Raw genomic sequence first — 22,700 nt, 5'->3', positions numbered from 1 at the left:
AATGCTAGTTTCTATCTTTCCTGGAATCCTTACTTTTGTTCTTACAGTGGTAGGAATTCCAGCTTTTATCCGTTTTTACCGTAAAGCACAGATTACTGGTCAACAGATGCATGAGGATGTTAAACAACACCAGGCAAAAGCTGGGACGCCGACAATGGGAGGGATTGTCTTCCTCGTAACAAGCGTTTTAGTTAGTTTAGTTCTTGCACTTTTAACTAATCAACTAACCAACAATGTTGGAATGATCCTCTTTATTCTCGTTTTGTATGGTTTGGTTGGCTTCTTAGATGATTTCCTCAAGGTTTTCCGTAAAATCAATGAAGGGCTCAATCCTAAACAAAAGCTCTTGCTTCAATTAGTAGGAGGAGTTATCTTCTATCTCTTTTATGAAAGAGGAGGGGATGTCTTAAATGTATTTGGATATCCATTGCACCTAGGCGTTCTTTACATTTTCTTTGCTCTCTTCTGGTTGGTTGGTTTTTCAAATGCTGTTAACTTGACTGACGGAATTGATGGCTTGGCAAGTATCTCAGTAGTGATTAGCCTATCTGCCTATGGAGTCATTGCTTATGTACAAAACCAATTGGATATTCTCCTAGTGATTCTTGCTATGATTGGTGGTCTTCTTGGTTTCTTTGTCTTTAACCATAAGCCTGCTAAAGTTTTTATGGGAGATGTCGGAAGTCTTGCTCTTGGAGGGATGTTGGCCGCTATTTCTATGGCATTGCACCAAGAATGGACGCTACTCCTGATTGGTATAGTCTATGTTTTTGAAACAACATCTGTCATGATGCAAGTTACCTACTTTAAGTTGTCTGGCGGGAAACGTATCTTTCGAATGACACCAGTTCATCACCATTTTGAGTTGGGTGGATTTTCTGGTAAAGGTCAGCCTTGGAGTGAGTGGAAAGTCGATTTCTTCTTCTGGGGAGTGGGCTTGCTTGCTAGTCTCGTCACCTTGGCTTTCATGTATTTATTCTAAAATAGAATATTGGAATATAAAAGAGAAGGATTTATACCCTTCTCTTTTTAGTTCCTATTTTCTTCAGTTGAGGAATCCTTTTCTCAAAAAAGTAAAATTATGATAAAATGGAAAAAAAGAAAGATGAAATGATGAGTTATTTTAAAAAGTATAGATTTGATAAAAGCAAGTTTAAGTTAGGGATGCGTACCTTTAAAACAGGAATCGCTGTTTTTTTGGTCCTCATGATTTTTGGTTTTTTTGGATGGAAGGGACTTCAGATTGGAGCTCTTACAGCCGTTTTTAGCTTGAGAGAAGACTTTGATAAGAGTGTCCACTTTGGGACATCACGTATTTTAGGGAATAGTATCGGTGGTTTTTATGCGCTGATGTTCTTTCTCTTGAACAACTTTTTTCATGGAGCCTTTTGGGTAACTCTCCTTGTGGTTCCGATATGTACCATGTTAACCATCATGACAAATGTTGCCATGAACAATAAGTCAGGGGTCATTGGGGGAGTTGCAGCCATGCTGATTATTACCCTATCAATTCCAAACGGAGAGACTGTTTTGTACGTGTTTGCTCGAGTTTTTGAGACTTTTATGGGAGTTTTTGTAGCAATTCTAGTAAATTATGATATTGATCGCTTGCGGAGTCTCATACAGAAAAAATAAAATAATGTCACAAAATATGACATAAACAATTGACGATTGATTTTTTTTAGACTATAATAGACAGAAAGAAGGAAGTGTACATGAAGGAAAAAGAATTTCGTCGCAATATGGCAGTTTTCCCCATTGGTAGTGTTATGAAGCTGACCGATCTTTCGGCGCGTCAAATTCGTTATTACGAAGATCAAGAGTTGATAAAACCTGATCGAAACGAAGGTAATCGCCGGATGTATTCTTTAAATGACATGGATCGGTTGCTTGAGATTAAGGATTATATCTCTGAAGGTCTGAACATTGCTGCTATCAAGAAAAAATATGCCGAACGTGAGGCGAAAGCCAAGAAACCAGTTAGTCAAACTGAGGTTCGTCGTGCCCTTCGGAATGAAGTTCTTCAACAAAGTCGCTTTGCTTCTCAACAATCACCTTTTGGTCGCGGTTAGGCAACCGCAAGTCGTCATATATAAGGAGAAAAACCATGCCAATCACAGCTGCAGATATTCGTCGTGAAGTTAAGGAAAAAAATGTAACCTTTATCCGTCTCATGTTTTCAGATATTTTGGGAACAATGAAAAACGTCGAAATTCCTGCTACAGATGAACAACTAGACAAGGTCTTGTCAAACAAGGCTATGTTTGATGGATCTTCTATTGAAGGGTTTGTTCGTATCAATGAATCAGATATGTACTTGTACCCTGACCTGGACACATGGACTGTCTTCCCTTGGGGAGATGAGAACGGTAGTGTCGCAGGATTGATCTGTGATGTCTATACAACAGAAGGAGAGCCATTTGCTGGAGATCCTCGAAGCAACCTTAAACGAGCTCTTCATCACATGGAGAAAGTTGGATTCAAATCTTTCAACCTTGGTCCGGAACCAGAATTCTTCCTATTCAAGCTTGATGAAAATGGAGACCCAACTCTTGAGGTGAATGACAAGGGTGGTTACTTTGATTTGGCACCTACAGACCTTGCTGATAACACTCGTCGTGAGATTGTAAATGTCTTGACTAAAATGGGATTTGAAGTAGAAGCCAGTCACCACGAAGTTGCCGTAGGTCAACATGAGATTGACTTTAAGTATGATGAAGTTCTTCGTGCTTGTGATAAGATTCAAATCTTTAAACTTGTTGTAAAGACAATTGCGCGTAAACATGGTTTGTATGCAACCTTTATGGCTAAACCAAAATTCGGTATCGCTGGTTCAGGAATGCACTGCAATATGTCCTTGTTTGATGATAAAGGGAACAACGCTTTCTTTGATCCAAATGATCCAAAAGGAATGCAATTGTCAGAAACAGCCTATCATTTCCTTGGTGGTTTGATCAAGCATGCCTACAACTACACAGCTATCATGAACCCGACCGTTAACTCATACAAACGTTTGGTTCCAGGGTATGAAGCACCTGTTTACATCGCTTGGGCTGGTCGTAACCGTTCACCGTTGGTGCGCGTTCCTGCTACTCGTGGAATGGGAACACGTTTGGAATTGCGCTCAGTAGACCCAATGGCAAACCCATATATCGCAATGGCTGTTCTTTTGGAAGTTGGTTTGCACGGTATTGAAAACAAAATCGAAGCACCAGCGCCAATCGAAGAAAACATCTATATCATGACTGCAGAAGAGCGTAAAGAGGCTGGTATCACAGACCTTCCATCAACTCTTCACAACGCTTTGAAGGCTTTGACAGAAGATGAAGTTGTTAAAGCAGCCCTAGGTGAACATATCTATACGAGCTTCCTTGAAGCTAAACGTATCGAGTGGGCGAGCTACGCAACCTTTGTCTCACAATGGGAAATTGACAACTACCTAGATCTTTATTAATGATGAATCAGAAAGATTGTCCGTTAGGACAATCTTTTTTTCTTGCAATTTATATCGAGGAGTGATATATTTTATATAACGAAGTGCGATATATCGAACTAAAGAGGAGGTCTGGTTAAATGGAATTAACTGATAAGATTAGACGGGTCTACCTTCCTATGACTGAAACGGGTTTTTATATTCTGTTCTGTCTGCAAAAGGAGAACCATGGCTATGGTATTAGCCAAAAGGTCAAGGAGATGACAGATTCACAGGTTTCCATTAGTCCTGGGACCATGTATGGAACCTTGTCAAAGATGGAAAAGGATGGTTTGATTTCCTTTGTTCGCGAAGAGGAAAAGAGAAAGATTTATCAGATAACTGACTTAGGCCGAAAAGTTTTAGAAATCGAAGTCAAACGTATTGAACGACTCTACAGAAACAGTCGGGAGGAAGGTTGATGGAAAAGAAAATTGTTTATCGGATTGTTACGATCGCTGATTATGAGAGGGAGGCAGTTTTTCTCGAAGAAATGCATGCTAAAGGCTGGAAGCTTAAGGAGTTAAGGTACTCTTACTTAGTAGTTGCGGTTAAGTATACTTTTGAAAAGTGCCAACCGGAGCAAGTGGCTTATCAGTTGGACTTTTATCCTATGAAAAAGTCAGAGAGAGCTTCCTATTTACAACTGTTTAAAGATTGTGGCTGGGAGCCAATTACAGACTTTAATGGTTTTTCCTACTTTAGAAAGCTTCGTTCTGGAATTGAGTCGGAGGCCGAGTTTGAAATTTATAATGACACGGCCGGGAAGTTAGCTATGGTCAAACGAATTTTAATAATGCGGATGCTTCCTATTTTGCTTCTCTTTTCAGCTCTACTACCGGTTTTCTTAAAATTCCTTAGTAGAGGTAGTGATTTCAGTTGGGAAATGTTGTTGATTGTCATAATAGATTGTGTTTTATTGATAGTTTTTGCGATTCAGATTTCTTATATTTTTTGGAGATTGTTTCAAAAGTGGAAAGAATTATCCGATATATAAAATCATGTATGTGTTCTAATTTGGAGGTCAGGCAATGAATAGCAAAGTACAATTTCGAATGTTTACCGTTTTTGATTTGGATAAGGTAGAAGATTATTTGCATGAGATGCATTTGCAAGGTTGGGAATTTAAATCAAATCGTTTTGGTTTGTTCCATTTTGAACAATGCCAACCAGATGATGTGATCTATCGTGTGTATAATACTAGCTACCTTAGAAAGAATGAGATGGTGTTGCAAAGTATTAAGGATAGAGGTTGGGAGTTTGTGGAGCGATGTCCTTATTCTGTTTTCCGAAAGGCAACTGGTGATATTGTTTCAAATGATCAATCTTTCATAGATAATCGACTTAGATGGGAAGGTGTGAAATCTGGACTTCGTTCATGTGTAGCTTCTATCTCTGGTGGTCTAGTTGTTTGTATGAGTCTGTTTCGTGAAAATCTTTCTCAGTCTTTCTTCATTATTTTTGCCCTATATGCTCTCATGATTTCTTATCTAATCTATAGTTTTTACAGACTTAAAAAGAAATATCTTAAGATTGTAAAATGATTTTCTAGGTCTCCAGACCGATTTTTAGCACTCTTGATAAAAGAGTGCTAATTTTTTGAGTTTTTGTCTTGACATTCTCTTTTAAGGGTGTATAATAGAATCATAAGTTAGCACTTGGATGTGTCGAGTGCTAAAAAGGATCTATCAGAGAGGAGTGGCGAGATGGTTACGGAACGTCAGCAGAATATTTTAAATCTGATTATTGACATCTTTACCAAAACGCATGAACCTGTTGGATCTAAAACCTTGCAAGAGTCTATCAACTCTAGTAGCGCTACCATTCGAAATGACATGGCAGCTCTAGAAAAGCAAGGTTTGCTTGAAAAGGCGCATACTTCCAGTGGTCGGATGCCGAGTGTGGCTGGTTTTCAATACTATGTCAAACACTCCCTATCCTTTGACCGTTTAGCTGAGAATCAAGTTTATGAGATTGTAAAAGCCTTTGATCAAGAGTTCTTCAAGCTTGAGGATATTCTTCAAGAGGCGACGAAAATCTTGTCAGACTTGAGTGGTTGTACGGTTGTAGCATTGGATGTAGAACCAAGTAGGCAGAAGCTGACGGCTTTTGATATCGTTGTTCTCGGGCAACATACAGCTCTTGCTGTTTTTACACTTGATGAGTCTAGAACAGTTACCAGTCAGTTTTTGATTCCGAGAAATTTCTTGCAGGAGGATTTAAATCGCCTTAAAACCATGATTCAAGAACGTTTCCTGGAACAGACTGTCTTGGATATTCACTACAAGATTCGGACAGAGATTCCGCAGATTATCCAACGTTACTTTACAACGACGGACAATGTTATGGATCTCGTCGAACATATTTTCAAAGAAATGTTCAATGAAAATATCGTAGTTTCTGGGAAAGTTAATCTCTTGAATTTTGCGAATCTAGCAGCCTATCAATTCTTTGATCATCCACAAAAGGTTGCTTTGGAGATTCGAGAAAATTTGATTGGCGATCAGATGCAAAGTGTCCGAGTTGCGGATAGCCAAGAATCCTGTTTAGCTGACTTAGCAGTGATTAGCAGTAAATTTCTAATCCCTTATCGTGGGTTGGGAATTCTGGCGATTATTGGTCCAGTTCATCTGGACTATCAACAATTGGTCAATCAACTCAATGTTGTCAATCGAGTTTTGACCATGAAGTTGACTGATTTTTACCGCTATCTCAGCAGTAATCACTATGAAGTGAATTAAGATTGAAATCATTAAAGGAGGCGAACATGTCCCAAGATATAAAAAATGAAGAAGTAAAAGAAGAGGAAGTTGTGGAAACAGTTGAAGAGGCAACTCCTGAGAAATCTGAATTGGACTTGGCTAATGAACGTGCCGAAGAATTCGAAAACAAATACCTTCGTGCCCATGCAGAAATGCAAAACATTCAGCGTCGTGCCAACGAAGAACGCCAACTCTTGCAACGCTATCGCAGCCAAGATTTGGCAAAAGCGATTCTGCCATCACTTGATAACCTTGAACGCGCCCTTGCAGTTGAAGGATTGACAGATGATGTTAAAAAAGGACTAGAAATGGTCCAAGAAAGCTTGATTCATGCTTTGAAAGAAGAAGGAATCGAAGAAATCGCAGCGGACGGAGAATTTGACCATAACTACCACATGGCCATTCAAACAGTGCCATCGGATGACGAGCATCCAGCAGACACCATCGCACAAGTCTTCCAAAAAGGCTACAAACTCCATGACCGCATCCTACGCCCAGCCATGGTAGTAGTATATAACTAGGCTAGAGAACTTTGAAAACCTTGTCCGAAACGACACTAAACTATGAAAGAAAGATAAGAAGCAAACCGGAGGCTTGCAAGGAAGATATTTCCCGCCGTGGTGAAAGTTTCAGTAGCATAAGCTACTGAAGCAGGGGATTTTTGAGACAATAGACTCAAAAATAAGTGATGAAATCCCGTAGGGAGTTGCTCACGTCCCCATCACTTAAGGGAAGTATCAAGAAAAATCAACATTAGAATTAAAATAACAAGGAGAAAAAACATATGTCTAAAATTATCGGTATTGACTTAGGTACAACAAACTCAGCAGTTGCAGTTCTTGAAGGAACTGAAAGCAAAATTATCGCAAACCCAGAAGGAAATCGTACAACTCCATCTGTAGTATCCTTCAAAAACGGTGAAATCATCGTTGGTGATGCTGCAAAACGTCAAGCAGTCACAAACCCAGATACAGTCATCTCTATCAAATCTAAGATGGGTACTTCTGAAAAAGTTTCTGCAAACGGTAAAGAATACACTCCACAAGAAATCTCAGCGATGATCCTTCAATACTTGAAAGGTTACGCTGAAGAATACCTTGGTGAAAAAGTAACCAAGGCTGTTATCACAGTTCCAGCTTACTTTAACGATGCCCAACGTCAAGCAACTAAAGACGCTGGGAAAATCGCTGGTCTTGAAGTAGAACGTATCGTCAACGAACCAACTGCAGCAGCTCTTGCTTACGGTTTGGATAAGACTGACAAAGAAGAAAAAATCTTGGTATTCGACCTTGGTGGTGGTACATTCGACGTATCTATCCTTGAATTGGGTGATGGTGTCTTTGATGTATTGGCAACTGCAGGGGATAACAAACTCGGTGGTGACGACTTTGACCAAAAAATCATCGACCACTTGGTTGCAGAATTCAAGAAAGAAAACGGCATCGACTTGTCAGCTGATAAGATGGCTCTTCAACGTTTGAAAGACGCAGCAGAAAAAGCCAAGAAAGACCTTTCTGGAGTGACTTCAACTCAAATTAGCTTGCCATTTATCACTGCTGGAGAAGCTGGACCTCTTCACTTGGAAATGACTTTGACTCGTGCCAAATTCGATGATTTGACTCGTGACCTTGTAGAACGTACTAAAACTCCAGTTCGCCAAGCCCTTTCAGATGCAGGTTTGAGCTTGTCAGAAATTGACGAAGTTATCCTTGTCGGTGGTTCAACTCGTATCCCAGCTGTTGTAGAAGCAGTTAAGGCTGAAACTGGTAAAGAACCAAACAAATCAGTGAACCCTGATGAAGTAGTTGCCATGGGTGCTGCTATCCAAGGTGGTGTGATCACTGGTGATGTGAAAGACGTTGTCCTTCTTGACGTAACGCCATTGTCACTTGGTATCGAAACAATGGGTGGTGTCTTCACAAAACTCATCGACCGCAACACAACAATTCCAACATCTAAATCACAAGTCTTCTCAACTGCAGCAGACAACCAACCAGCCGTTGATATCCACGTTCTTCAAGGTGAACGTCCAATGGCAGCAGATAACAAGACACTTGGACGTTTCCAATTAACTGATATCCCAGCTGCGCCTCGTGGTATCCCACAAATCGAAGTAACATTTGACATCGATAAGAACGGTATCGTATCTGTTAAGGCCAAAGATCTTGGAACTCAAAAAGAACAAACAATTGTTATCCAATCAAACTCAGGTTTGACAGACGAAGAAATCGACCGCATGATGAAAGATGCTGAAGCTAACGCTGAAGCAGATAAGAAACGTAAAGAAGAAGTTGACCTTCGTAACGAAGTAGACCAAGCAATCTTTGCGACTGAAAAGACTATCAAGGAAACTGAAGGTAAAGGCTTCGATGCAGAACGTGATGCTGCTCAAGCTGCCCTTGATGACCTTAAGAAAGCCCAAGAAGACAACAACTTGGAAGAAATGAAAGCAAAACTCGAAGCATTGAACGAAAAAGCTCAAGGACTTGCTGTTAAACTCTACGAACAAGCTGCAGCAGCCCAACAAGCTCAAGCAGGAGCAGAAGGCGCACAAGCAACAGGAAACGCAGGCGATGACGTCGTAGACGGAGAGTTTACGGAAAAATAAGATGTTGAGGCGTTTAAAAAACGAAAGAAAAATAGGAAGCCATCGCCTTGTGCGATGCACAAAAGATGGCTTATCTTTTTTCCGAAGTTTTTAGCCGAAACTCAGTTAAGCCTAACTCGTTAAGAATGACTAATCACTAAAGTGGTTGTTATTCTACGGCAATTGCTATGACGACTTGCCTGAACGTCGTAATGATAAAAAGAAATCCAGAGGTTGCAAACCAGCCTCTGTTTTTCGGTAAAATAGAGGATGTTGCGTATGAAAAAAGTACTTTGTATCATTTATCCTAATTTTTCTCTTTATGAGATAACCACTTTAACGAGTACTTTAGCTCTGTCTTTTGATATCACGATTGATTATGTAGCTTCTGAGCATTCAATGGTGGTTTCTGAGGATGGCTTGCCTTGTCAACCGACGAAAACATTGGATCAAATCTGTATAGAAGAGTATTCTTGTGTGATTTTGCCAGGAATGGTAAATATAGGTCCTGCTCTACAAGATGAGAAATTGATCTCGTTTTTGAGGGATCTTGGTGAGCAAGATATCCTAATTGCAGCCATTTCTTCAGCGCCCCTTTTATTGGCGAAAGCAGACTTGTTGAACGACACGAAATTTACAGGTGGAATTTGGCAAAACTTCTTTGATTATTTTGAATTTCTTCCACGTGAAAATTTCCAACCCAAACTGGTTGTGCAAGATAAACAAATCATTACGGCTATCGGTTTTGCACATCAAGAGTTTGCAAGAAAAGTGATTCTAAGCTTAGGATTGGCAGAGAACACGGACAACTATTTTAAAGAACAGAACGAGTATGCTGAAGAGGATTTAATATTTACTCTATCAGATGAAGAGTTTGATCAAGTGAAGCAGAATATAGAAAATAACCTCTAAAGATTTACATGAAAATTATAGAAAGGACAAAGAGTGTTCGCAACTGAACACGGGTTCCAAAATTTCTAATTTAATATAAAAGAAAGGGACAAAGAGCATTCGGGGAATTGAATCCGAGCTCTGAAGTTTCTTACTCAATAACAATGGAAAGGAACTGAACCCGACCTAAATTCTTGGAAAAAAGATAAATCTGTCTAGGAGCATCGCTCCTGCGTCAGATTTCCTATTTTTCAGTCGAATTTTACGGTCTTGGTATCTTAAATGAACAATACTGAATTTTATGACCGTTTGGGCGTTTCAAAGAATGCATCTCAAGATGAGATCAAGAAAGCCTATCGGAAATTATCTAAAAAATATCACCCAGATATCAACAAAGAGCCTGGTGCTGAGGAAAAGTACAAGGAAGTTCAAGAAGCCTATGAGACTTTGAGCGATGAACAGAAACGGGCTGCCTATGACCAATACGGTGCGGCTGGAGCCAACGGTGGCTTTGGTGGTGCAGGCGGTTTCGGTGGCTTCGATGGTGCAGGCGGTTTTGGTGGATTTGAAGATATCTTCTCAAGTTTTTTCGGCGGAGGCGGTTCTTCTCGCAATCCAAATGCTCCTCGTCAAGGTGATGACCTCCAGTATCGCGTCAATTTGACTTTTGAAGAGGCCATCTTTGGTACTGAAAAAGAAGTCAAATACAATCGTGAAGCCAGCTGTCGTACTTGTGATGGTTCAGGTGCTAAGCCTGGAACAAGTCCAGTTACTTGTGGACGTTGTCATGGTTCTGGTGTTATTAACGTTGATACTCAAACACCTCTTGGTATGATGCGCCGTCAAGTAACCTGTGATGTCTGTCATGGACGTGGAAAAGAAATCAAAGATCCATGTACAACCTGTCATGGAACAGGTCATGAAAAACAAGCCCACAGTGTCCACGTAAAAATTCCAGCAGGTGTCGAAACTGGTCAACAAATTCGTCTAGCTGGTCAAGGTGAGGCAGGCTTTAACGGCGGTCCTTATGGAGACTTGTATGTAGTAGTTTCTGTAGAAGCAAGCGATAAATTTGAACGTGAAGGAACAACTATTTTCTACAAGTTAAATCTCAATATTGTCCAAGCAGCCCTTGGAGATACAGTAGATATTCCAACAGTTCATGGGGATGTTGAGTTAGTCATCCCAGAAGGAACGCAGACTGGTAAAAAATTCCGCCTACGTGGCAAGGGAGCTCCAAGTCTTCGTGGTGGTGTTGTCGGTGACCAGTATGTGACTGTCAATGTCGTAACTCCAACAGGCTTGAACGAACGACAAAAAGCAGCCTTGAAAGAATTCGCAGCTGCAGGTGATTTGAAAGTCAATCCAAAGAAAAAAGGCTTCTTTGACCACATAAAAGATGCCTTTGAGGGTGAATAAAACATAAATTAAAAAGAGCCTTTAGGCTCTTTTTAGTTTTTTAACGTTGGGAAATGGAACTCCATTTAGTCTGCTACTCAGACGATTAATTGAGCAAGCCAGCTACATCCATCTCTTGAATGAGTTGTTTGAGTTCCGCTTCTTTACCAGGCTTCACGGTGACAGTATCGACATGCTTAATCGCAGAATTATCCTGAATATCCACCAAGGTCAAAGATTTTTCATAGAATGCGATACCCTTTTTTAGACTCTCTTGATCCTTCCAAGAGATTACGAGATAAGAATCCTTTGATTTCTTTCCGTTTTCTCGGAAATACTTCCCGCTTTCCTCCTCTAAAAATTGTATTAAACCATGATTGAACAAGTTGTCCTCTACTGTCCTATAGGAAATATCTCCTGTGTTTAAAACATAGACTTTGAGCCGGTTTTTAGTAAGATTTGGACTTTCTTTTAGGACAGGGTGACTATTGATAACCTCATCTGAGAAAGTCACATAAAAATCTAAGCCTCCCCCCTCGAATTGATAGCTTCCATTTGATTCTACTTTTTCAGGAGGCATGTCAAGGGAGATAAAGATTTGTTTTAAGGCTTCATTTCCTTCTCGAATGTCACTTGATGAGGCCTTGAAAAGATTAGCCACTAGTAGAAATGCTAGGGTTGCAAGAAGGCAGAGGCCACCAGAAATAATCAAGATGACTTTTAAAAACAGTTTCATTTTTAATCCCTCCCTTTTCTGTTAGGATTTGGTAATCCAAGGTGAATTTAAGGGGATATAAGAAAAGTTGGAAACTTTCTTTTTCTTAGTCTTCTTCAGTTTCTCGTAGTTCTTTTATCACAGCAAGTCTTGCTTGGAGGTCTTTTTCTAAGACTTTAAATTTGTAAGTGAGGTCTTCTTGATACTCCTTGATGACTTCTTTTTGTTGATTGATAATTTGTAAGCTATTTTGGATAACATCCAAATCACCATTGATTGCTTCAACGCGATCAGTTGTATCTAAAACTTCTTCAGTGATAACTTCACGATTTTTAACGAGGAGGTAAGATCCGACTGCAGATCCAGCAAAAAGTAGTAGATTTGATAGTTTCATAGGAACTCCTTAAGCGTTTTTGATAGTTTCAGCGACTTGAGCAAGCTTGTCAAAGTCAGGTTCATGGGCGATAAAGTCAATTTTTAGATCATCATCTGCACTATAACGAGGAACAAGGTGGACATGGGTATGAAAAACGGTTTGTCCAGCTACTTCTTCGCAGTTGGCGATGATATTCATACCCTTGGCTTTAGTAGCGGTCATGACTTTTTGTGCGACCAATGGAACCTTAGCAAACAGTTGGCTAGCGCTTGCTGCATCCATTTCTAAAAGATTGCGATGGTGTTCTTTGGGTACGACTAGGGTATGACCAGGGGTTACTTGAGAAATATCTAGGAAGGCAAGAACTTGTTCATCCTCATAAACCTTGGCTGCAGGTATTTCTCCTGCTAAAATCTTACAAAAAATACAATCTGACATAAAAACCACCTCTAGTGTATTGAATTTTGATATAATATAGCTACATTATACCAGATTCGGAGAAAATATGTTAGAAATTAAAAACCTGACAGGAGGCTATGTTCATGTACCTGTCTTGAAGGATGTATCTTTTACAGTAGAGAGTGGACAGTTGGTTGGTTTGATTGGCTTGAATGGTGCAGGTAAATCAACAACGATCAATGAGATTATCGGTCTCTTGACACCCTACAGTGGGGAGATTAAAATTGATGGTTTAACTCTGCGAGAGGATGCTACGAGCTATCGCAAGAAAATTGGTTATATCCCTGAAACTCCTAGCTTGTACGAGGAATTGACTCTCAGAGAACATATCGAGACAGTCGCTATGGCTTATGGTGTTGAACAGAGTATCGCTTTTGAACGTGTAGAGCCCCTTTTAAAAATGTTTCGTTTGGATCAAAAGTTGGATTGGTTCCCGGTTCATTTTTCAAAAGGGATGAAACAAAAGGTTATGATTATCTGTGTCTTTGTCGTTGATCCAAGTCTCTTTATCGTAGACGAACCTTTTCTTGGTCTGGATCCCTTGGCGATTTCAGACTTGATTCAACTTTTAGAAGCGGAAAAGAAAAAAGGAAAGTCGATCCTCATGAGTACCCATGTCCTTGATTCAGCTGAAAAAATGTGTGACTCTTTTGTCATTCTCCATAAAGGTCAAGTGAGGGCCAAAGGCAATCTCCAGCAACTTCGAGAAGCTTTTGCCATGCCAGATGCAAGTCTCAATGATATCTATTTGGCTCTGACCAAAGAGGAGGAACTATGAAGGACTTGTTTTTAAAACGAAAACAGGAATTTCGCAAGGAATGCTTGGGCTATCTCCGTTATGTGCTCAATGACCATTTTGTCTTGTTTTTGTTGGTTTTACTAGGATTTTTGGCTTATCAATACAACCAGTTACTGCAAGATTTTCCTGAAAATCATTTACCAATCTTATTTTTAATTGGAATTGTATCTGTTTTGCTCTTGTTTTGGGGTGGTATAGCGACCTATCTAGAAGCTCCTGACAAACTCTTCCTCTTGGTGGCTGAAGAGAAGGTAAAAGACCACATCAAAAAGCAATCTCTCCGATCGTTCATCTTTTGGCTTAGTGTTCAAACGATGCTCTTGCTATTGATTGCTCCCTTGTTCTTAGCCATGGGCTTAGGTCTACCGATTTTTGGAGTCTATCTCTTTGTCTTAGGGTTTGTAAAATATGTGATTTTTCGTCAAAAATCCAGTAAATTTTTTGTTGAAAATGGTCTTGATTGGGATTCTATCATTGCTCAAGAAAGTAAACGCAAGCAATTCTTGCTTCGCTTTTTTGCCCTCTTTACCCAGGTCAAGGGAATTTCAAACAGCGTTAAACGCCGAGCTTACCTGGACTTTATCCTTAAGGGCGTTCAGAAAGTACCAGGGAAAATCTGGCAGAACCTCTATCTTCGTTCCTATCTGAGAAATGGAGATTTATTCGCCCTTAGTCTGCGACTCATAATCCTATCTTTGACCGCTCTCATCTTCATTGAGCAATCTTGGATTGCAGTCGCAATTGTAATTTTATTCAATTATCTTTTGTTATTCCAGCTTCTAGCCCTCTATCATGCCTTTGACTATCAATATTTGACGCAATTATTTCCAGTAGGAAAGGGGCAAAAAGAACGAGGATTGAAGGAGATTTTGAGAGCGATTGGATTGTCTGTCTTGATCTTAGAAAGTCTTATAGGAATGCTTGTTTTTAAGGACAAAATCCTTATCTTCGTTCTTGTAGGAGCAGGTTTTGTATTGCAATTTCTTTATGTACCTTATCAACTGAGAAGATTGGTTGACGAATAGCATAAAAATTAGTAGAATAATAAGGAAACTTTATTCGGAGGAAAGAAATGGACTTGGGTGATATTGAGCTAACGCTAACCCCGATATCTGGGAAGAGCGGAAAAGCTTATATGGGAAGTTATCCTGATGGAAAACGTGTTTTTATAAAAATGAATACTTCTCCAATCCTGCCTGGTTTAGCTAGAGAGCAAATTGCACCACAATTGCTCTGGAGTCGTCGTTTACCAGACGGCCGTGATATGTCCGCTCAGGAATGGTTGACAGGAAAAATTTTGACGCCAAGTGATATGAACCGTAAACAAATTATCGATATTTTGACACGTTTACACTGTTCACGTCCCTTAATGACCCAGTTGACACGATTGGGATATGCAATGGAAACACCTTCGGATTTACTTCAGTCATGGGTAAACAAGGCTCCGGATGCTTTAAAAAACAACCAGTATCTACGTATGGTTTTAGGTGATTTGCGTGAGAATCTTCCTGGCTTTAGGGAAGACTATGCAACCATAGTCCATGGGGATGTCCGTCATAGCAACTGGTTTGAGACAGAGAGTGGCTTGATTTATTTAGTAGATTGGGATTCTGTTCGCTTGACTGATCGGATGTTTGATGTAGCCTATCTGCTCTGTCACTATATTCCAGAGTATCAGTGGCAAGAATGGCTTGCTAATTATGGCTATAAGTATAATCAAACTGTCTTGAATAAGTTATATTGGTATGCTCAACTGTCATTTTTGAGCCTCATTACCAAATACTATGAAAATCAAGATTTGGATAATGTCAATCGGGAGATCTATGCTTTGCGTACCTTCCGAGATAAGTATGGAAAGAAGAAATGAGAGTTAGAAATCGTAAAGGTGCAACAGAACTGTTAGAGGCTAATCCGCAGTATGTTGTTTTAAATCCCGCAGAAGCTAAAGGAAAGTGGCGAGATTTGTTTGGCAATGACAATCCAATCCATGTAGAGGTTGGTAGTGGCAAAGGAGCTTTCGTAACAGGAATGGCCAAACAAAATCCTGGCATCAACTATATCGGGATTGATATTCAGAAGTCTGTATTAAGCTATGCATTAGACAAGGTCTTAGAAGTTGGAGTTCCCAACATCAAACTTCTATGGGTTGATGGTTCAGAATTGACCAATTATTTTGAAGATGGTGAAATTGACCGCTTGTATTTGAATTTCTCGGATCCATGGCCTAAAAAACGCCATGAAAAGCGTCGTTTGACTTATAAGAGTTTCTTGGATACTTTCAAACGAATCTTGCCTGAACACGGTGAAATTCATTTCAAAACAGATAATCGTGGCTTGTTTGAATATAGCTTAGTGAGTTTTTCACAATATGGGATGAAACTTAATGGCGTTTGGCTAGATTTACATGCCAGCGACTTTGAAGGAAATGTCATGACTGAGTATGAACAAAAGTTCTCAAACAAGGGTCAAGTAATTTATAGAGTTGAAGCAGAATTTTAAGAAAAAGCTTGAAATCAGGCTATTTGAGTGCTTATGCTTTACATTAGTACTAAAAAGTGCTATACTATTATCAAGAATATAAGAAAGAGAGGCGGGGAGATATCTTCGCCTCTTGCTTATGAGGAGGTGGACGCAATCGCAACGATCGTTGAATTAGTCAGAGAAGTCGTAGAACCTGTTATTGAAGCTCCTTTTGAACTCGTAGATATCGAGTACGGAAAGATTGGCAGTGACATGATTCTTAGTATTTTTGTAGACAAGCCTGAAGGAATCACCTTGAATGATACAGCAGACTTGACTGAAATTATCAGTCCTGTTCTTGATACTATCAAGCCTGATCCCTTCCCAGAACAATATTTCCTAGAAATTACCAGTCCAGGATTGGAGCGTCCTTTGAAAACCAAGGAAGCAGTCGCTGGAGCGGTTGGGAAATACATCCATGTCGGGCTCTATCAAGCCATCGACAAGCAAAAGGTTTTTGAAGGAACCTTGTTGTCCTTTGAAGAGGACGAGTTGACTATGGAATATATGGATAAAACGCGCAAGAAAACAGTCCAAATTCCATATAACTTGGTATCAAAAGCACGTTTAGCAGTAAAATTATAGAAAAGAAAGGATAGCTTTTGAGAATTCAAAAGTAAAAAGAACATGAGTAAAGAAATGCTAGAGGCCTTCCGCATTTTGGAAGAAGACAAGGGAATCAAGAAAGAAGATATCATCGACGCAGTGGTAGAATCACTTCGTTCTGCTTACCGTAGACGCTATGGTCAATCAGATAGCGTAGCTATCGACTTCAACGAAAAAACAGGTGACTTTACAGTCTACACTGTCCGCGAAGTTGTTGATGAAGTATTTGATAGCCGTTTGGAAATTAGCTTGAAAGATGCTCTTGCCATTAATTCAGCCTATGAGCTTGGTGACAAAATCAAATTTGAAGAAGCACCAGGAGAGTTTGGTCGTGTAGCGGCTCAGTCTGCGAAACAAACCATTATGGAAAAAATGCGCAAGCAAACACGTGCCATTACCTACAATACTTACAAAGAGCATGAACAAGAAATTATGTCAGGTACAGTAGAACGTTTTGACAACCGTTTTATTTATGTCAACCTTGGCAGCATCGAAGCCCAATTGTCAAAACAAGACCAAATTCCTGGAGAAGTCTTTGCTTCCCACGATCGTATCGAAGTTTATGTCTACAAAGTCGAAGACAACCCTCGTGGAGTTAACGTCTTTGTAAGTCGTAGCCATCCAGAAATGATCAAACGTTTGATGGAACAAGAAATTCCAGAAGTATACGATGGAACTGTTGAAATCATGAGCGTAGCCCGTGAAGCAGGTGATCGTACAAAGGTTGCTGTTCGTAGTCACAATCCTAACGTGGATGCTATCGGAACAATCGTTGGACGCGGTGGTGCAAACATTAAGAAAATCACTAGCAAATTCCACCCAGCTCGCTACGATGCTAAGAGCGACCGCATGGTACCTGTAGAAGAAAACATCGATGTTATCGAATGGGTAGCAGATCCAGCTGAGTTTATTTACAATGCTATTGCTCCTGCTGAGGTTGACCAAGTTATCTTTGATGAAAATGACAGCAAACGTGCCTTGGTCGTTGTGCCAGATAACAAACTATCACTTGCAATCGGTCGTCGTGGACAAAACGTTCGCTTGGCAGCTCACTTGACTGGATACCGTATCGATATCAAGTCTGCAAGTGAATTTGAAGCTATGGAAGAAGCAGGTCAAGTTGATTTCGCTGACACAGAAGAATAAAAGCTGCAAGAGGAGGGAAAGATGAAAACAAGAAAAATCCCTTTGCGCAAGTCTGTTGTTTCTAATGAAGTGATCGATAAGCGAGATTTACTTCGTATTGTCAAGAACAAAGAAGGAGAGGTCTTTATCGACCCGACAGGCAAGGCTAATGGCCGTGGCGCTTATATCAAGCTAGACAATGCAGAAGCCTTAGAGGCTAAAAAGAAAAAAGTCTTTAACCGTAGCTTTAATATGGAAGTTGAAGAAAGCTTTTATGACGAGTTGATCGCCTATGTTGATCACAAAGTGAAAAGAAGAGAGTTAGGACTTGAATAAACAAAAAGTTAGTAATCTCTTGGGACTTGCTCAACGAGCAGGGAAAATTATCTCGGGTGAAGAAATGGTTGTCAAAGCCATTCAGGAACAGAAAGCCAAGCTGGTATTTCTAGCGCATGATGCTGCCCCCAACCTGACCAAGAAGATTCAAGATAAAAGTCACTATTATCAAGTAGAAGTTGTAACCGTGTTTTCAACACTGGAATTAAGCATAGCAGTTGGGAAATCAAGAAAGGTTTTAGCTGTGACAGATGCTGGATTTACAAAGAAAATGAGGTCTCTTATGGAATAGAAGAGGAGGACATGATTTGTCTAAGAAAAGATTGTACGAAATCGCAAAAGAACTTGGAAAAGAAAGTAAGGAAGTTGTAGCGCGTGCAAAAGAGTTGGGCTTGGAGGTGAAGAGCCACTCGTCAAGCGTTGAAGCTGATGCTGCTGAAAAAATCGTTGCTAGCTTTAAGCCTGCTGCCCCTAAAGCAGAAGCAAAACCTGTAGCACCAAAAGCAAGTGAAGCGAAGGTGGAAAAGAAATCTGAAACGCCAGCAACTCCAAAGGAAGAAAAAGTTGTAGCTGCAAGACCACAGAGTCGAAACTTTAAGGCGGAACGTGAAGCGCGTGCCAAAGAGCAAGCAGAACGACGCAAGCAAAATAAGGGTAACAACCGCGATCAACAACAAAACGGTAATCGTCAAAAGAACGATAACCGTAATGGTGGGAAACCTGGTCAAGGAAACCGTGACAATCGCCGTTTTAACGACCAAGGGAAGAAACCACAAGGCCAAGGAAATCGTGGCAATGATTATCGTCAACAAACTGATAATCGTCCAAACCAAGCTGGTCCTCGTATTGACTTTAAGGCTCGAGCAGCAGCTCTGAAGGCTGAGCAAAATGCAGAATACGCACGCTCAAGTGAGGAACGCTTCAAACAGTCTCAAGTTGCCAAAGAAGCCTTGGCTCAAGCTAATAAACGCAAGGAGCCAGAAGAAATCTTTGAGGAAGCTGCTAAACTAGCTGAACAAACTCAGCCAGTAGTTGAAGTAGCTCCTGTAGTCAAAGAGCCTGTAGTGGATACACGTCGTAAAAAGCAAGCTCGACCAGACAAAAATCGTGATGATTACGATCATGAAGAAGATGGTCCTAGAAAACAACAAAAGAATCGAAGTAGTCAGAATCAAGTGAGAAATCAAAGAAATAGTAACTGGAATAACAATAAGAAAAATAAAAAAGGCAACAAACAAAACAATCGTAATCAGGCTCCAAAACCTATTACAGAACGTAAATTCCATGAATTGCCAACAGAATTTGAGTATACAGATGGTATGACTGTTGCGGAAATCGCAAAACGTATCAAACGTGAACCAGCTGAGATTGTTAAGAAACTATTTATGATGGGCGTTATGGCCACTCAAAACCAATCTTTGGATGGGGAAACAATTGAACTCCTCATGGTTGATTACGGAATTGAAGCTAAACAAAAGGTTGAAGTGGACAATGCCGATATCGAACGTTTCTTCGTAGAAGATGATTATCTGAACGAGGATGAGTTGGTTGAACGTCCACCAGTTGTAACCATCATGGGACACGTTGACCATGGTAAAACAACTCTTTTGGATACTCTACGTAATTCACGTGTTGCGACAGGAGAAGCTGGTGGTATCACTCAGCATATCGGTGCCTATCAGATTGAGGAAAATGGTAAGAAGATTACCTTCCTTGATACACCAGGACACGCGGCCTTCACTTCCATGCGTGCACGTGGTGCTTCTGTTACCGACATTACTATCCTAGTCGTAGCGGCAGATGACGGGGTTATGCCTCAGACTATCGAAGCCATTAACCACTCAAAAGCAGCTAATGTTCCAATCATCGTTGCTATTAACAAGATTGATAAACCAGGTGCAAATCCAGAGCGCGTTATCGGTGAATTGGCTGAACACGGTGTTATGTCAACAGCTTGGGGTGGAGATTCTGAGTTTGTAGAGATCTCAGCTAAATTCAACCAAAATATCGATGAACTCTTGGAAACAGTTCTTCTTGTAGCTGAAATCCAAGAACTCAAAGCAGACCCAACCGTTCGTGCGATCGGTACCGTTATCGAAGCTCGTTTGGATAAAGGAAAAGGTGCGGTTGCGACCCTTCTTGTTCAACAAGGTACTTTGAATGTTCAAGACCCAATCGTTGTTGGTAATACTTTCGGACGTGTCCGTGCCATGACCAATGACCTTGGACGTCGTGTTAAGGTTGCGGGACCTTCAACACCAGTATCGATTACTGGTTTGAACGAAGCGCCAATGGCGGGTGACCACTTTGCTGTATACGAAGATGAAAAGTCTGCTCGTGCAGCTGGTGAAGAACGTGCCAAACGTGCTCTTATGAAGCAACGTCAAGCTACACAACGTGTTAGCCTTGAAAACCTCTTTGATACCCTTAAAGCTGGTGAACTTAAGTCTGTTAACGTCATCATCAAAGCTGACGTACAAGGTTCTGTTGAAGCCCTTTCTGCATCACTTCAAAAGATTGACGTGGAAGGTGTGAAAGTGACGATTGTTCACTCAGCAGTTGGTGCTATCAATGAATCTGACGTGACTCTTGCCGAAGCTTCAAATGCCTTTATCATTGGTTTCAACGTACGTCCTACACCGCAAGCTCGTCAACAAGCAGAAGCCGACGATGTAGAAATCCGTCTCCACAGCATTATCTACAAGGTTATCGAAGAGATGGAAGAAGCCATGAAAGGTATGCTTGATCCAGAATTTGAAGAAAAAGTTATCGGTGAAGCGATTATCCGTGAAACCTTCAAAGTATCTAAAGTCGGAACAATCGGTGGATTTATGGTTACGAGCGGTAAAGTTACCCGTGACTCTAAAGTCCGTGTTATTCGTGACGGTGTCGTTATTTACGATGGTGAACTTGCAAGCTTGAAACACTATAAAGATGACGTCAAAGAAGTTACAAACGGCCGTGAAGGTGGTCTTATGATTGATGGCTACAATGATATCAAGATGGATGATGTGATTGAAGCCTACGTCATGGAAGAAATTAAACGCTAATTATTTTTGCTCCTTTCTTAGGTGGTGTGGGACGCAAGCAAACCCAAGGTTTCATTGCTTATTTTTGAGCCTAGAGTCTCAAAAATCCCCAGTGATTGAACTGAATTATCAGCCCAATCACTTTCACCACGGCGAAAGAAGCAGATGATTTCAAATTGAACTTCGTTTCAATTTGAATTGAAAATCAATAAGTTTAAAAATAGCTAGGTCTGCTGGCCTAGCTTTTGATTCAATAGAGAGGAAGGAATAGCATGGGAAATCATTTCCGTACGGATCGTGTAGGCATGGAAATCAAACGTGAAGTCAATGAGATTTTACAAAAGAAAGTACGTGATCCACGTGTCCAAGGTGTGACCATCACAGATGTTCAGATGCTGGGAGACTTGTCAGTTGCCAAGGTTTATTACACCATTTTGAGTGATCTTGCTTCAGATAATCAAAAGGCCCAAATTGGCCTTGAAAAAGCAACCGGAACTATCAAACGTGAGCTTGGTCACAATTTGAAATTGTATAAAATTCCAGACTTGACCTTCGTCAAAGACGAATCCATCGAGTATGGAAACAAGATTGACGAAATGTTACGCAATCTGGATAAGAAATAAGAAAGAGGGGCAACCCTCTTTTTTGTTACTTTAAACATGATGATAGATTAATTAGTTGCCCTTCTTAAAAGTCGGTTAAAAAAATGTATAAATCTCTAATAGTATGATATGATAAAGCTTAACTTGAATATAAAATGGAGATATAGATGGCTAAACAAGATATAGCTATAAAAGTTTTGCAACAAGTTGTAAAGCTTCCTGTCGTGAAAGTAAATAGAGAAAAATTTTTAGTGGAGAAGTTCTCTAAAGAATTAGATAAGAAGGATATTGCCAAATTGTTAGAACAAGGTCCTCCTTCATTATTACCTCAGGAAACCTTAGATAGGGTAGCCAGGTCCTGCATAAAGGATAATGTTTTACGAGCAAGTGGAACATCTGTTCTAGCAGGTCTACCTGGAGGTATTCTAATGGCGCTTACTATTCCAACGGATGTAGCTCAGTTTTATGCTTTTTCCTTGAAATTAGCCCAAGAATTGGGATATATTTATGGATTTAATGATCTTTGGGCATCAAGAAATGACTTAGGTGAAGAAGCTAAAAACACACTATTACTTTATCTAGGGGTCATGCTTGGGGTAAACGGAGCAGGTGCCTTGCTTCGTTCTGGTGGTGTTACAGTCGCTAAACATGTAATGACCACAGTACCTCAGAAAGCCGTAGCCAAGGCTGGTTGGTACCCTATTTTAAAAAAGGTTATGAAAATTTTTGGGGTTACTCTTACAAGGAGAGGCTTGGCAAAGGGAATGGGAAAAGCGATTCCTATTCTAGGTGGGGTTATTTCAGGGGGATTAACCTATGCGACTATGAAACCCATGGGCGAAAGATTGCAAAAAGAATTATCCAAATTAGTTAACTATTCTGAAGTGCAATATCAAAATGATATGGCAATTATTCGAAAAGAGGCTGAGATAATCGAAGCTGACTGATATGAAGAAACTAGCAAGTCTTGTGTTGTTAGTTTTTTTAATCCCATTCCTTATGGTATAATAAAAGCAGTTAAAT

General features: G+C 40.2%; 26 protein-coding genes. 23 read left to right on the top strand and 3 right to left on the bottom strand.

Annotated elements, in window-relative coordinates; all coding sequences use genetic code 11:
- Position 1 precedes the first annotated feature (1 nt).
- From mraY to dnaJ, 12 genes are all read left to right on the top strand, one after another.
- A complete protein-coding gene (mraY, locus tag KJR31_RS05305) occupies positions 2 to 982 on the top strand; it encodes a phospho-N-acetylmuramoyl-pentapeptide-transferase (RefSeq protein ID WP_214262400.1) in 981 nt (326 codons plus the stop codon).
- Positions 983 to 1,113: 131 nt separating this feature from the next.
- Positions 1,114 to 1,635 (top strand): FUSC family protein, encoded by a 522-nt coding sequence (locus KJR31_RS05300; RefSeq protein ID WP_214262526.1) that lies wholly within the window; start codon positions 1,114 to 1,116, stop codon positions 1,633 to 1,635.
- 80 nt (positions 1,636 to 1,715) lie between these two features.
- Positions 1,716 to 2,072 (top strand): transcriptional repressor GlnR, encoded by a 357-nt coding sequence (glnR, locus tag KJR31_RS05295; protein WP_000659542.1) that lies wholly within the window; start codon positions 1,716 to 1,718, stop codon positions 2,070 to 2,072.
- Positions 2,073 to 2,107: 35 nt separating this feature from the next.
- The gene (glnA, locus tag KJR31_RS05290; protein WP_214262399.1) at positions 2,108 to 3,454 is read left to right on the top strand and encodes a type I glutamate--ammonia ligase; all 1,347 of its coding nucleotides are present in this window, start codon (positions 2,108 to 2,110) and stop codon (positions 3,452 to 3,454) included.
- A gap of 119 nt (positions 3,455 to 3,573) precedes the next feature.
- A complete protein-coding gene (locus KJR31_RS05285; protein WP_214262398.1) occupies positions 3,574 to 3,894 on the top strand; it encodes a PadR family transcriptional regulator in 321 nt (106 codons plus the stop codon).
- Positions 3,894 to 4,469, top strand: a complete 576-nt coding sequence (locus tag KJR31_RS05280; RefSeq protein WP_214262397.1) for a DUF2812 domain-containing protein — start codon at positions 3,894 to 3,896, stop codon at positions 4,467 to 4,469. Before KJR31_RS05285 ends, KJR31_RS05280 begins: the two co-directional genes overlap by 1 nt.
- Before the next feature lie 34 nt (positions 4,470 to 4,503).
- Positions 4,504 to 5,016: a DUF2812 domain-containing protein gene (locus KJR31_RS05275; RefSeq protein WP_214262396.1), complete on the top strand. Its 513-nt coding sequence runs from the start codon at positions 4,504 to 4,506 to the stop codon at positions 5,014 to 5,016.
- Positions 5,017 to 5,178: 162 nt separating this feature from the next.
- Positions 5,179 to 6,213 (top strand): heat-inducible transcriptional repressor HrcA, encoded by a 1,035-nt coding sequence (gene hrcA, locus KJR31_RS05270; RefSeq protein WP_214262395.1) that lies wholly within the window; start codon positions 5,179 to 5,181, stop codon positions 6,211 to 6,213.
- A 26-nt stretch (positions 6,214 to 6,239) separates the two neighbouring features.
- Positions 6,240 to 6,755 (top strand): nucleotide exchange factor GrpE, encoded by a 516-nt coding sequence (gene grpE / locus KJR31_RS05265; RefSeq protein ID WP_214262394.1) that lies wholly within the window; start codon positions 6,240 to 6,242, stop codon positions 6,753 to 6,755.
- A 263-nt stretch (positions 6,756 to 7,018) separates the two neighbouring features.
- Positions 7,019 to 8,842 carry a molecular chaperone DnaK gene (gene dnaK / locus KJR31_RS05260; RefSeq protein ID WP_214262393.1) on the top strand — a complete coding sequence of 608 codons (1,824 nt, stop codon included), beginning with the start codon at positions 7,019 to 7,021 and terminating at the stop codon, positions 8,840 to 8,842.
- 258 nt (positions 8,843 to 9,100) lie between these two features.
- Positions 9,101 to 9,733 (top strand): DJ-1/PfpI family protein, encoded by a 633-nt coding sequence (locus KJR31_RS05255; RefSeq protein WP_214262392.1) that lies wholly within the window; start codon positions 9,101 to 9,103, stop codon positions 9,731 to 9,733.
- 261 nt (positions 9,734 to 9,994) lie between these two features.
- On the top strand, positions 9,995 to 11,131 hold the full coding sequence (gene dnaJ / locus KJR31_RS05250) for a molecular chaperone DnaJ (protein ID WP_214262391.1): 1,137 nt from the start codon (positions 9,995 to 9,997) through the stop codon (positions 11,129 to 11,131).
- Positions 11,132 to 11,216: 85 nt separating this feature from the next.
- On the opposite strand, the gene KJR31_RS05245 is transcribed toward dnaJ, so the two are convergent.
- The 3 genes from KJR31_RS05245 to KJR31_RS05235 all read right to left on the bottom strand — a co-directional run bounded on the left by KJR31_RS05245 (position 11,217) and on the right by KJR31_RS05235 (position 12,639).
- Positions 11,217 to 11,846 carry a hypothetical protein gene (locus KJR31_RS05245; protein WP_214262390.1) on the bottom strand — a complete coding sequence of 210 codons (630 nt, stop codon included), beginning with the start codon at positions 11,844 to 11,846 and terminating at the stop codon, positions 11,217 to 11,219.
- Positions 11,847 to 11,931: 85 nt separating this feature from the next.
- On the bottom strand, positions 11,932 to 12,219 hold the full coding sequence (locus KJR31_RS05240; RefSeq protein WP_214262389.1) for a hypothetical protein: 288 nt from the start codon (positions 12,217 to 12,219) through the stop codon (positions 11,932 to 11,934).
- A gap of 9 nt (positions 12,220 to 12,228) precedes the next feature.
- Positions 12,229 to 12,639, bottom strand: coding sequence for an HIT family protein (locus KJR31_RS05235; protein ID WP_214262388.1), 411 nt, complete (start codon positions 12,637 to 12,639; stop codon positions 12,229 to 12,231).
- Between the two features lie 67 nt (positions 12,640 to 12,706).
- Here KJR31_RS05235 and KJR31_RS05230 point away from each other — a divergent pair, with 67 nt between their 5' ends.
- The 11 genes from KJR31_RS05230 to KJR31_RS05180 all read left to right on the top strand — a co-directional run bounded on the left by KJR31_RS05230 (position 12,707) and on the right by KJR31_RS05180 (position 22,624).
- Complete coding sequence (locus KJR31_RS05230) at positions 12,707 to 13,438, top strand: ABC transporter ATP-binding protein (protein ID WP_214262387.1); 732 nt, start codon at positions 12,707 to 12,709, stop codon at positions 13,436 to 13,438.
- The gene (locus KJR31_RS05225; RefSeq protein WP_214262386.1) at positions 13,435 to 14,484 is read left to right on the top strand and encodes an ABC transporter permease; all 1,050 of its coding nucleotides are present in this window, start codon (positions 13,435 to 13,437) and stop codon (positions 14,482 to 14,484) included. The genes KJR31_RS05230 and KJR31_RS05225 overlap by 4 nt, the downstream gene beginning before the upstream one ends.
- 47 nt (positions 14,485 to 14,531) lie before the next feature.
- Complete coding sequence (ccrZ, locus tag KJR31_RS05220; protein ID WP_214262385.1) at positions 14,532 to 15,326, top strand: cell cycle regulator CcrZ; 795 nt, start codon at positions 14,532 to 14,534, stop codon at positions 15,324 to 15,326.
- Positions 15,323 to 15,958: a tRNA (guanosine(46)-N7)-methyltransferase TrmB gene (trmB, locus tag KJR31_RS05215; RefSeq protein WP_214262384.1), complete on the top strand. Its 636-nt coding sequence runs from the start codon at positions 15,323 to 15,325 to the stop codon at positions 15,956 to 15,958. Before ccrZ ends, trmB begins: the two co-directional genes overlap by 4 nt.
- Before the next feature lie 126 nt (positions 15,959 to 16,084).
- Entirely contained in the window at positions 16,085 to 16,564 is a 480-nt protein-coding gene (gene rimP, locus KJR31_RS05210; protein WP_004251813.1) for a ribosome maturation factor RimP, read from the top strand.
- Between the two features lie 42 nt (positions 16,565 to 16,606).
- Positions 16,607 to 17,731: a transcription termination factor NusA gene (gene nusA, locus KJR31_RS05205; RefSeq protein ID WP_214262383.1), complete on the top strand. Its 1,125-nt coding sequence runs from the start codon at positions 16,607 to 16,609 to the stop codon at positions 17,729 to 17,731.
- Between the two features lie 21 nt (positions 17,732 to 17,752).
- On the top strand, positions 17,753 to 18,046 hold the full coding sequence (rnpM, locus tag KJR31_RS05200) for an RNase P modulator RnpM (RefSeq protein ID WP_006144965.1): 294 nt from the start codon (positions 17,753 to 17,755) through the stop codon (positions 18,044 to 18,046).
- On the top strand, positions 18,039 to 18,338 hold the full coding sequence (locus KJR31_RS05195; protein ID WP_178895425.1) for a YlxQ-related RNA-binding protein: 300 nt from the start codon (positions 18,039 to 18,041) through the stop codon (positions 18,336 to 18,338). Before rnpM ends, KJR31_RS05195 begins: the two co-directional genes overlap by 8 nt.
- 16 nt (positions 18,339 to 18,354) lie before the next feature.
- Positions 18,355 to 21,096: a translation initiation factor IF-2 gene (gene infB / locus KJR31_RS05190; protein WP_214262382.1), complete on the top strand. Its 2,742-nt coding sequence runs from the start codon at positions 18,355 to 18,357 to the stop codon at positions 21,094 to 21,096.
- A 251-nt stretch (positions 21,097 to 21,347) separates the two neighbouring features.
- Positions 21,348 to 21,698, top strand: a complete 351-nt coding sequence (gene rbfA, locus KJR31_RS05185) for a 30S ribosome-binding factor RbfA (RefSeq protein ID WP_214262381.1) — start codon at positions 21,348 to 21,350, stop codon at positions 21,696 to 21,698.
- A 146-nt stretch (positions 21,699 to 21,844) separates the two neighbouring features.
- The gene (locus tag KJR31_RS05180) at positions 21,845 to 22,624 is read left to right on the top strand and encodes a hypothetical protein (protein WP_214262380.1); all 780 of its coding nucleotides are present in this window, start codon (positions 21,845 to 21,847) and stop codon (positions 22,622 to 22,624) included.
- The last annotated feature ends 76 nt before the right edge of the window (positions 22,625 to 22,700 follow it).

Origin of the sequence: Streptococcus infantis (assembly GCF_018499575.1) — a bacterium.
In the GTDB taxonomy this organism is placed as follows: Bacteria; Bacillota; Bacilli; order Lactobacillales; family Streptococcaceae; genus Streptococcus; species Streptococcus infantis_K.
The sequence above is the reverse complement of the archived record's forward strand: the minus strand, read 5'-3'. Positions and strand labels throughout refer to the sequence as shown.

Excerpts from the sequence above, each read along its gene's own strand:
- KJR31_RS05240 (WP_214262389.1), bottom strand. The coding sequence starts at position 12,219 with ATGAAACTATCAAATCTACTACTTTTTGCTGGATCTGCAGTCGGATCT.
- grpE (WP_214262394.1), top strand. The coding sequence starts at position 6,240 with ATGTCCCAAGATATAAAAAATGAAGAAGTAAAAGAAGAGGAAGTTGTG.
- KJR31_RS05230 (WP_214262387.1), top strand. The coding sequence starts at position 12,707 with ATGTTAGAAATTAAAAACCTGACAGGAGGCTATGTTCATGTACCTGTC.
- hrcA (WP_214262395.1), top strand. The coding sequence starts at position 5,179 with ATGGTTACGGAACGTCAGCAGAATATTTTAAATCTGATTATTGACATC.
- KJR31_RS05235 (WP_214262388.1), bottom strand. The coding sequence starts at position 12,639 with ATGTCAGATTGTATTTTTTGTAAGATTTTAGCAGGAGAAATACCTGCA.
- rnpM (WP_006144965.1), top strand. The coding sequence starts at position 17,753 with ATGAAAACAAGAAAAATCCCTTTGCGCAAGTCTGTTGTTTCTAATGAA.
- mraY (WP_214262400.1), top strand. The coding sequence starts at position 2 with ATGCTAGTTTCTATCTTTCCTGGAATCCTTACTTTTGTTCTTACAGTG.
- dnaK (WP_214262393.1), top strand. The coding sequence starts at position 7,019 with ATGTCTAAAATTATCGGTATTGACTTAGGTACAACAAACTCAGCAGTT.
- rbfA (WP_214262381.1), top strand. The coding sequence starts at position 21,348 with ATGGGAAATCATTTCCGTACGGATCGTGTAGGCATGGAAATCAAACGT.
- KJR31_RS05245 (WP_214262390.1), bottom strand. The coding sequence starts at position 11,846 with ATGAAACTGTTTTTAAAAGTCATCTTGATTATTTCTGGTGGCCTCTGC.
- trmB (WP_214262384.1), top strand. The coding sequence starts at position 15,323 with ATGAGAGTTAGAAATCGTAAAGGTGCAACAGAACTGTTAGAGGCTAAT.
- KJR31_RS05255 (WP_214262392.1), top strand. The coding sequence starts at position 9,101 with ATGAAAAAAGTACTTTGTATCATTTATCCTAATTTTTCTCTTTATGAG.
- KJR31_RS05275 (WP_214262396.1), top strand. The coding sequence starts at position 4,504 with ATGAATAGCAAAGTACAATTTCGAATGTTTACCGTTTTTGATTTGGAT.
- KJR31_RS05285 (WP_214262398.1), top strand. The coding sequence starts at position 3,574 with ATGGAATTAACTGATAAGATTAGACGGGTCTACCTTCCTATGACTGAA.
- KJR31_RS05280 (WP_214262397.1), top strand. The coding sequence starts at position 3,894 with ATGGAAAAGAAAATTGTTTATCGGATTGTTACGATCGCTGATTATGAG.
- KJR31_RS05180 (WP_214262380.1), top strand. The coding sequence starts at position 21,845 with ATGGCTAAACAAGATATAGCTATAAAAGTTTTGCAACAAGTTGTAAAG.
- glnA (WP_214262399.1), top strand. The coding sequence starts at position 2,108 with ATGCCAATCACAGCTGCAGATATTCGTCGTGAAGTTAAGGAAAAAAAT.
- KJR31_RS05225 (WP_214262386.1), top strand. The coding sequence starts at position 13,435 with ATGAAGGACTTGTTTTTAAAACGAAAACAGGAATTTCGCAAGGAATGC.
- glnR (WP_000659542.1), top strand. The coding sequence starts at position 1,716 with ATGAAGGAAAAAGAATTTCGTCGCAATATGGCAGTTTTCCCCATTGGT.
- nusA (WP_214262383.1), top strand. The coding sequence starts at position 16,607 with ATGAGTAAAGAAATGCTAGAGGCCTTCCGCATTTTGGAAGAAGACAAG.
- dnaJ (WP_214262391.1), top strand. The coding sequence starts at position 9,995 with ATGAACAATACTGAATTTTATGACCGTTTGGGCGTTTCAAAGAATGCA.
- KJR31_RS05300 (WP_214262526.1), top strand. The coding sequence starts at position 1,114 with ATGAGTTATTTTAAAAAGTATAGATTTGATAAAAGCAAGTTTAAGTTA.
- ccrZ (WP_214262385.1), top strand. The coding sequence starts at position 14,532 with ATGGACTTGGGTGATATTGAGCTAACGCTAACCCCGATATCTGGGAAG.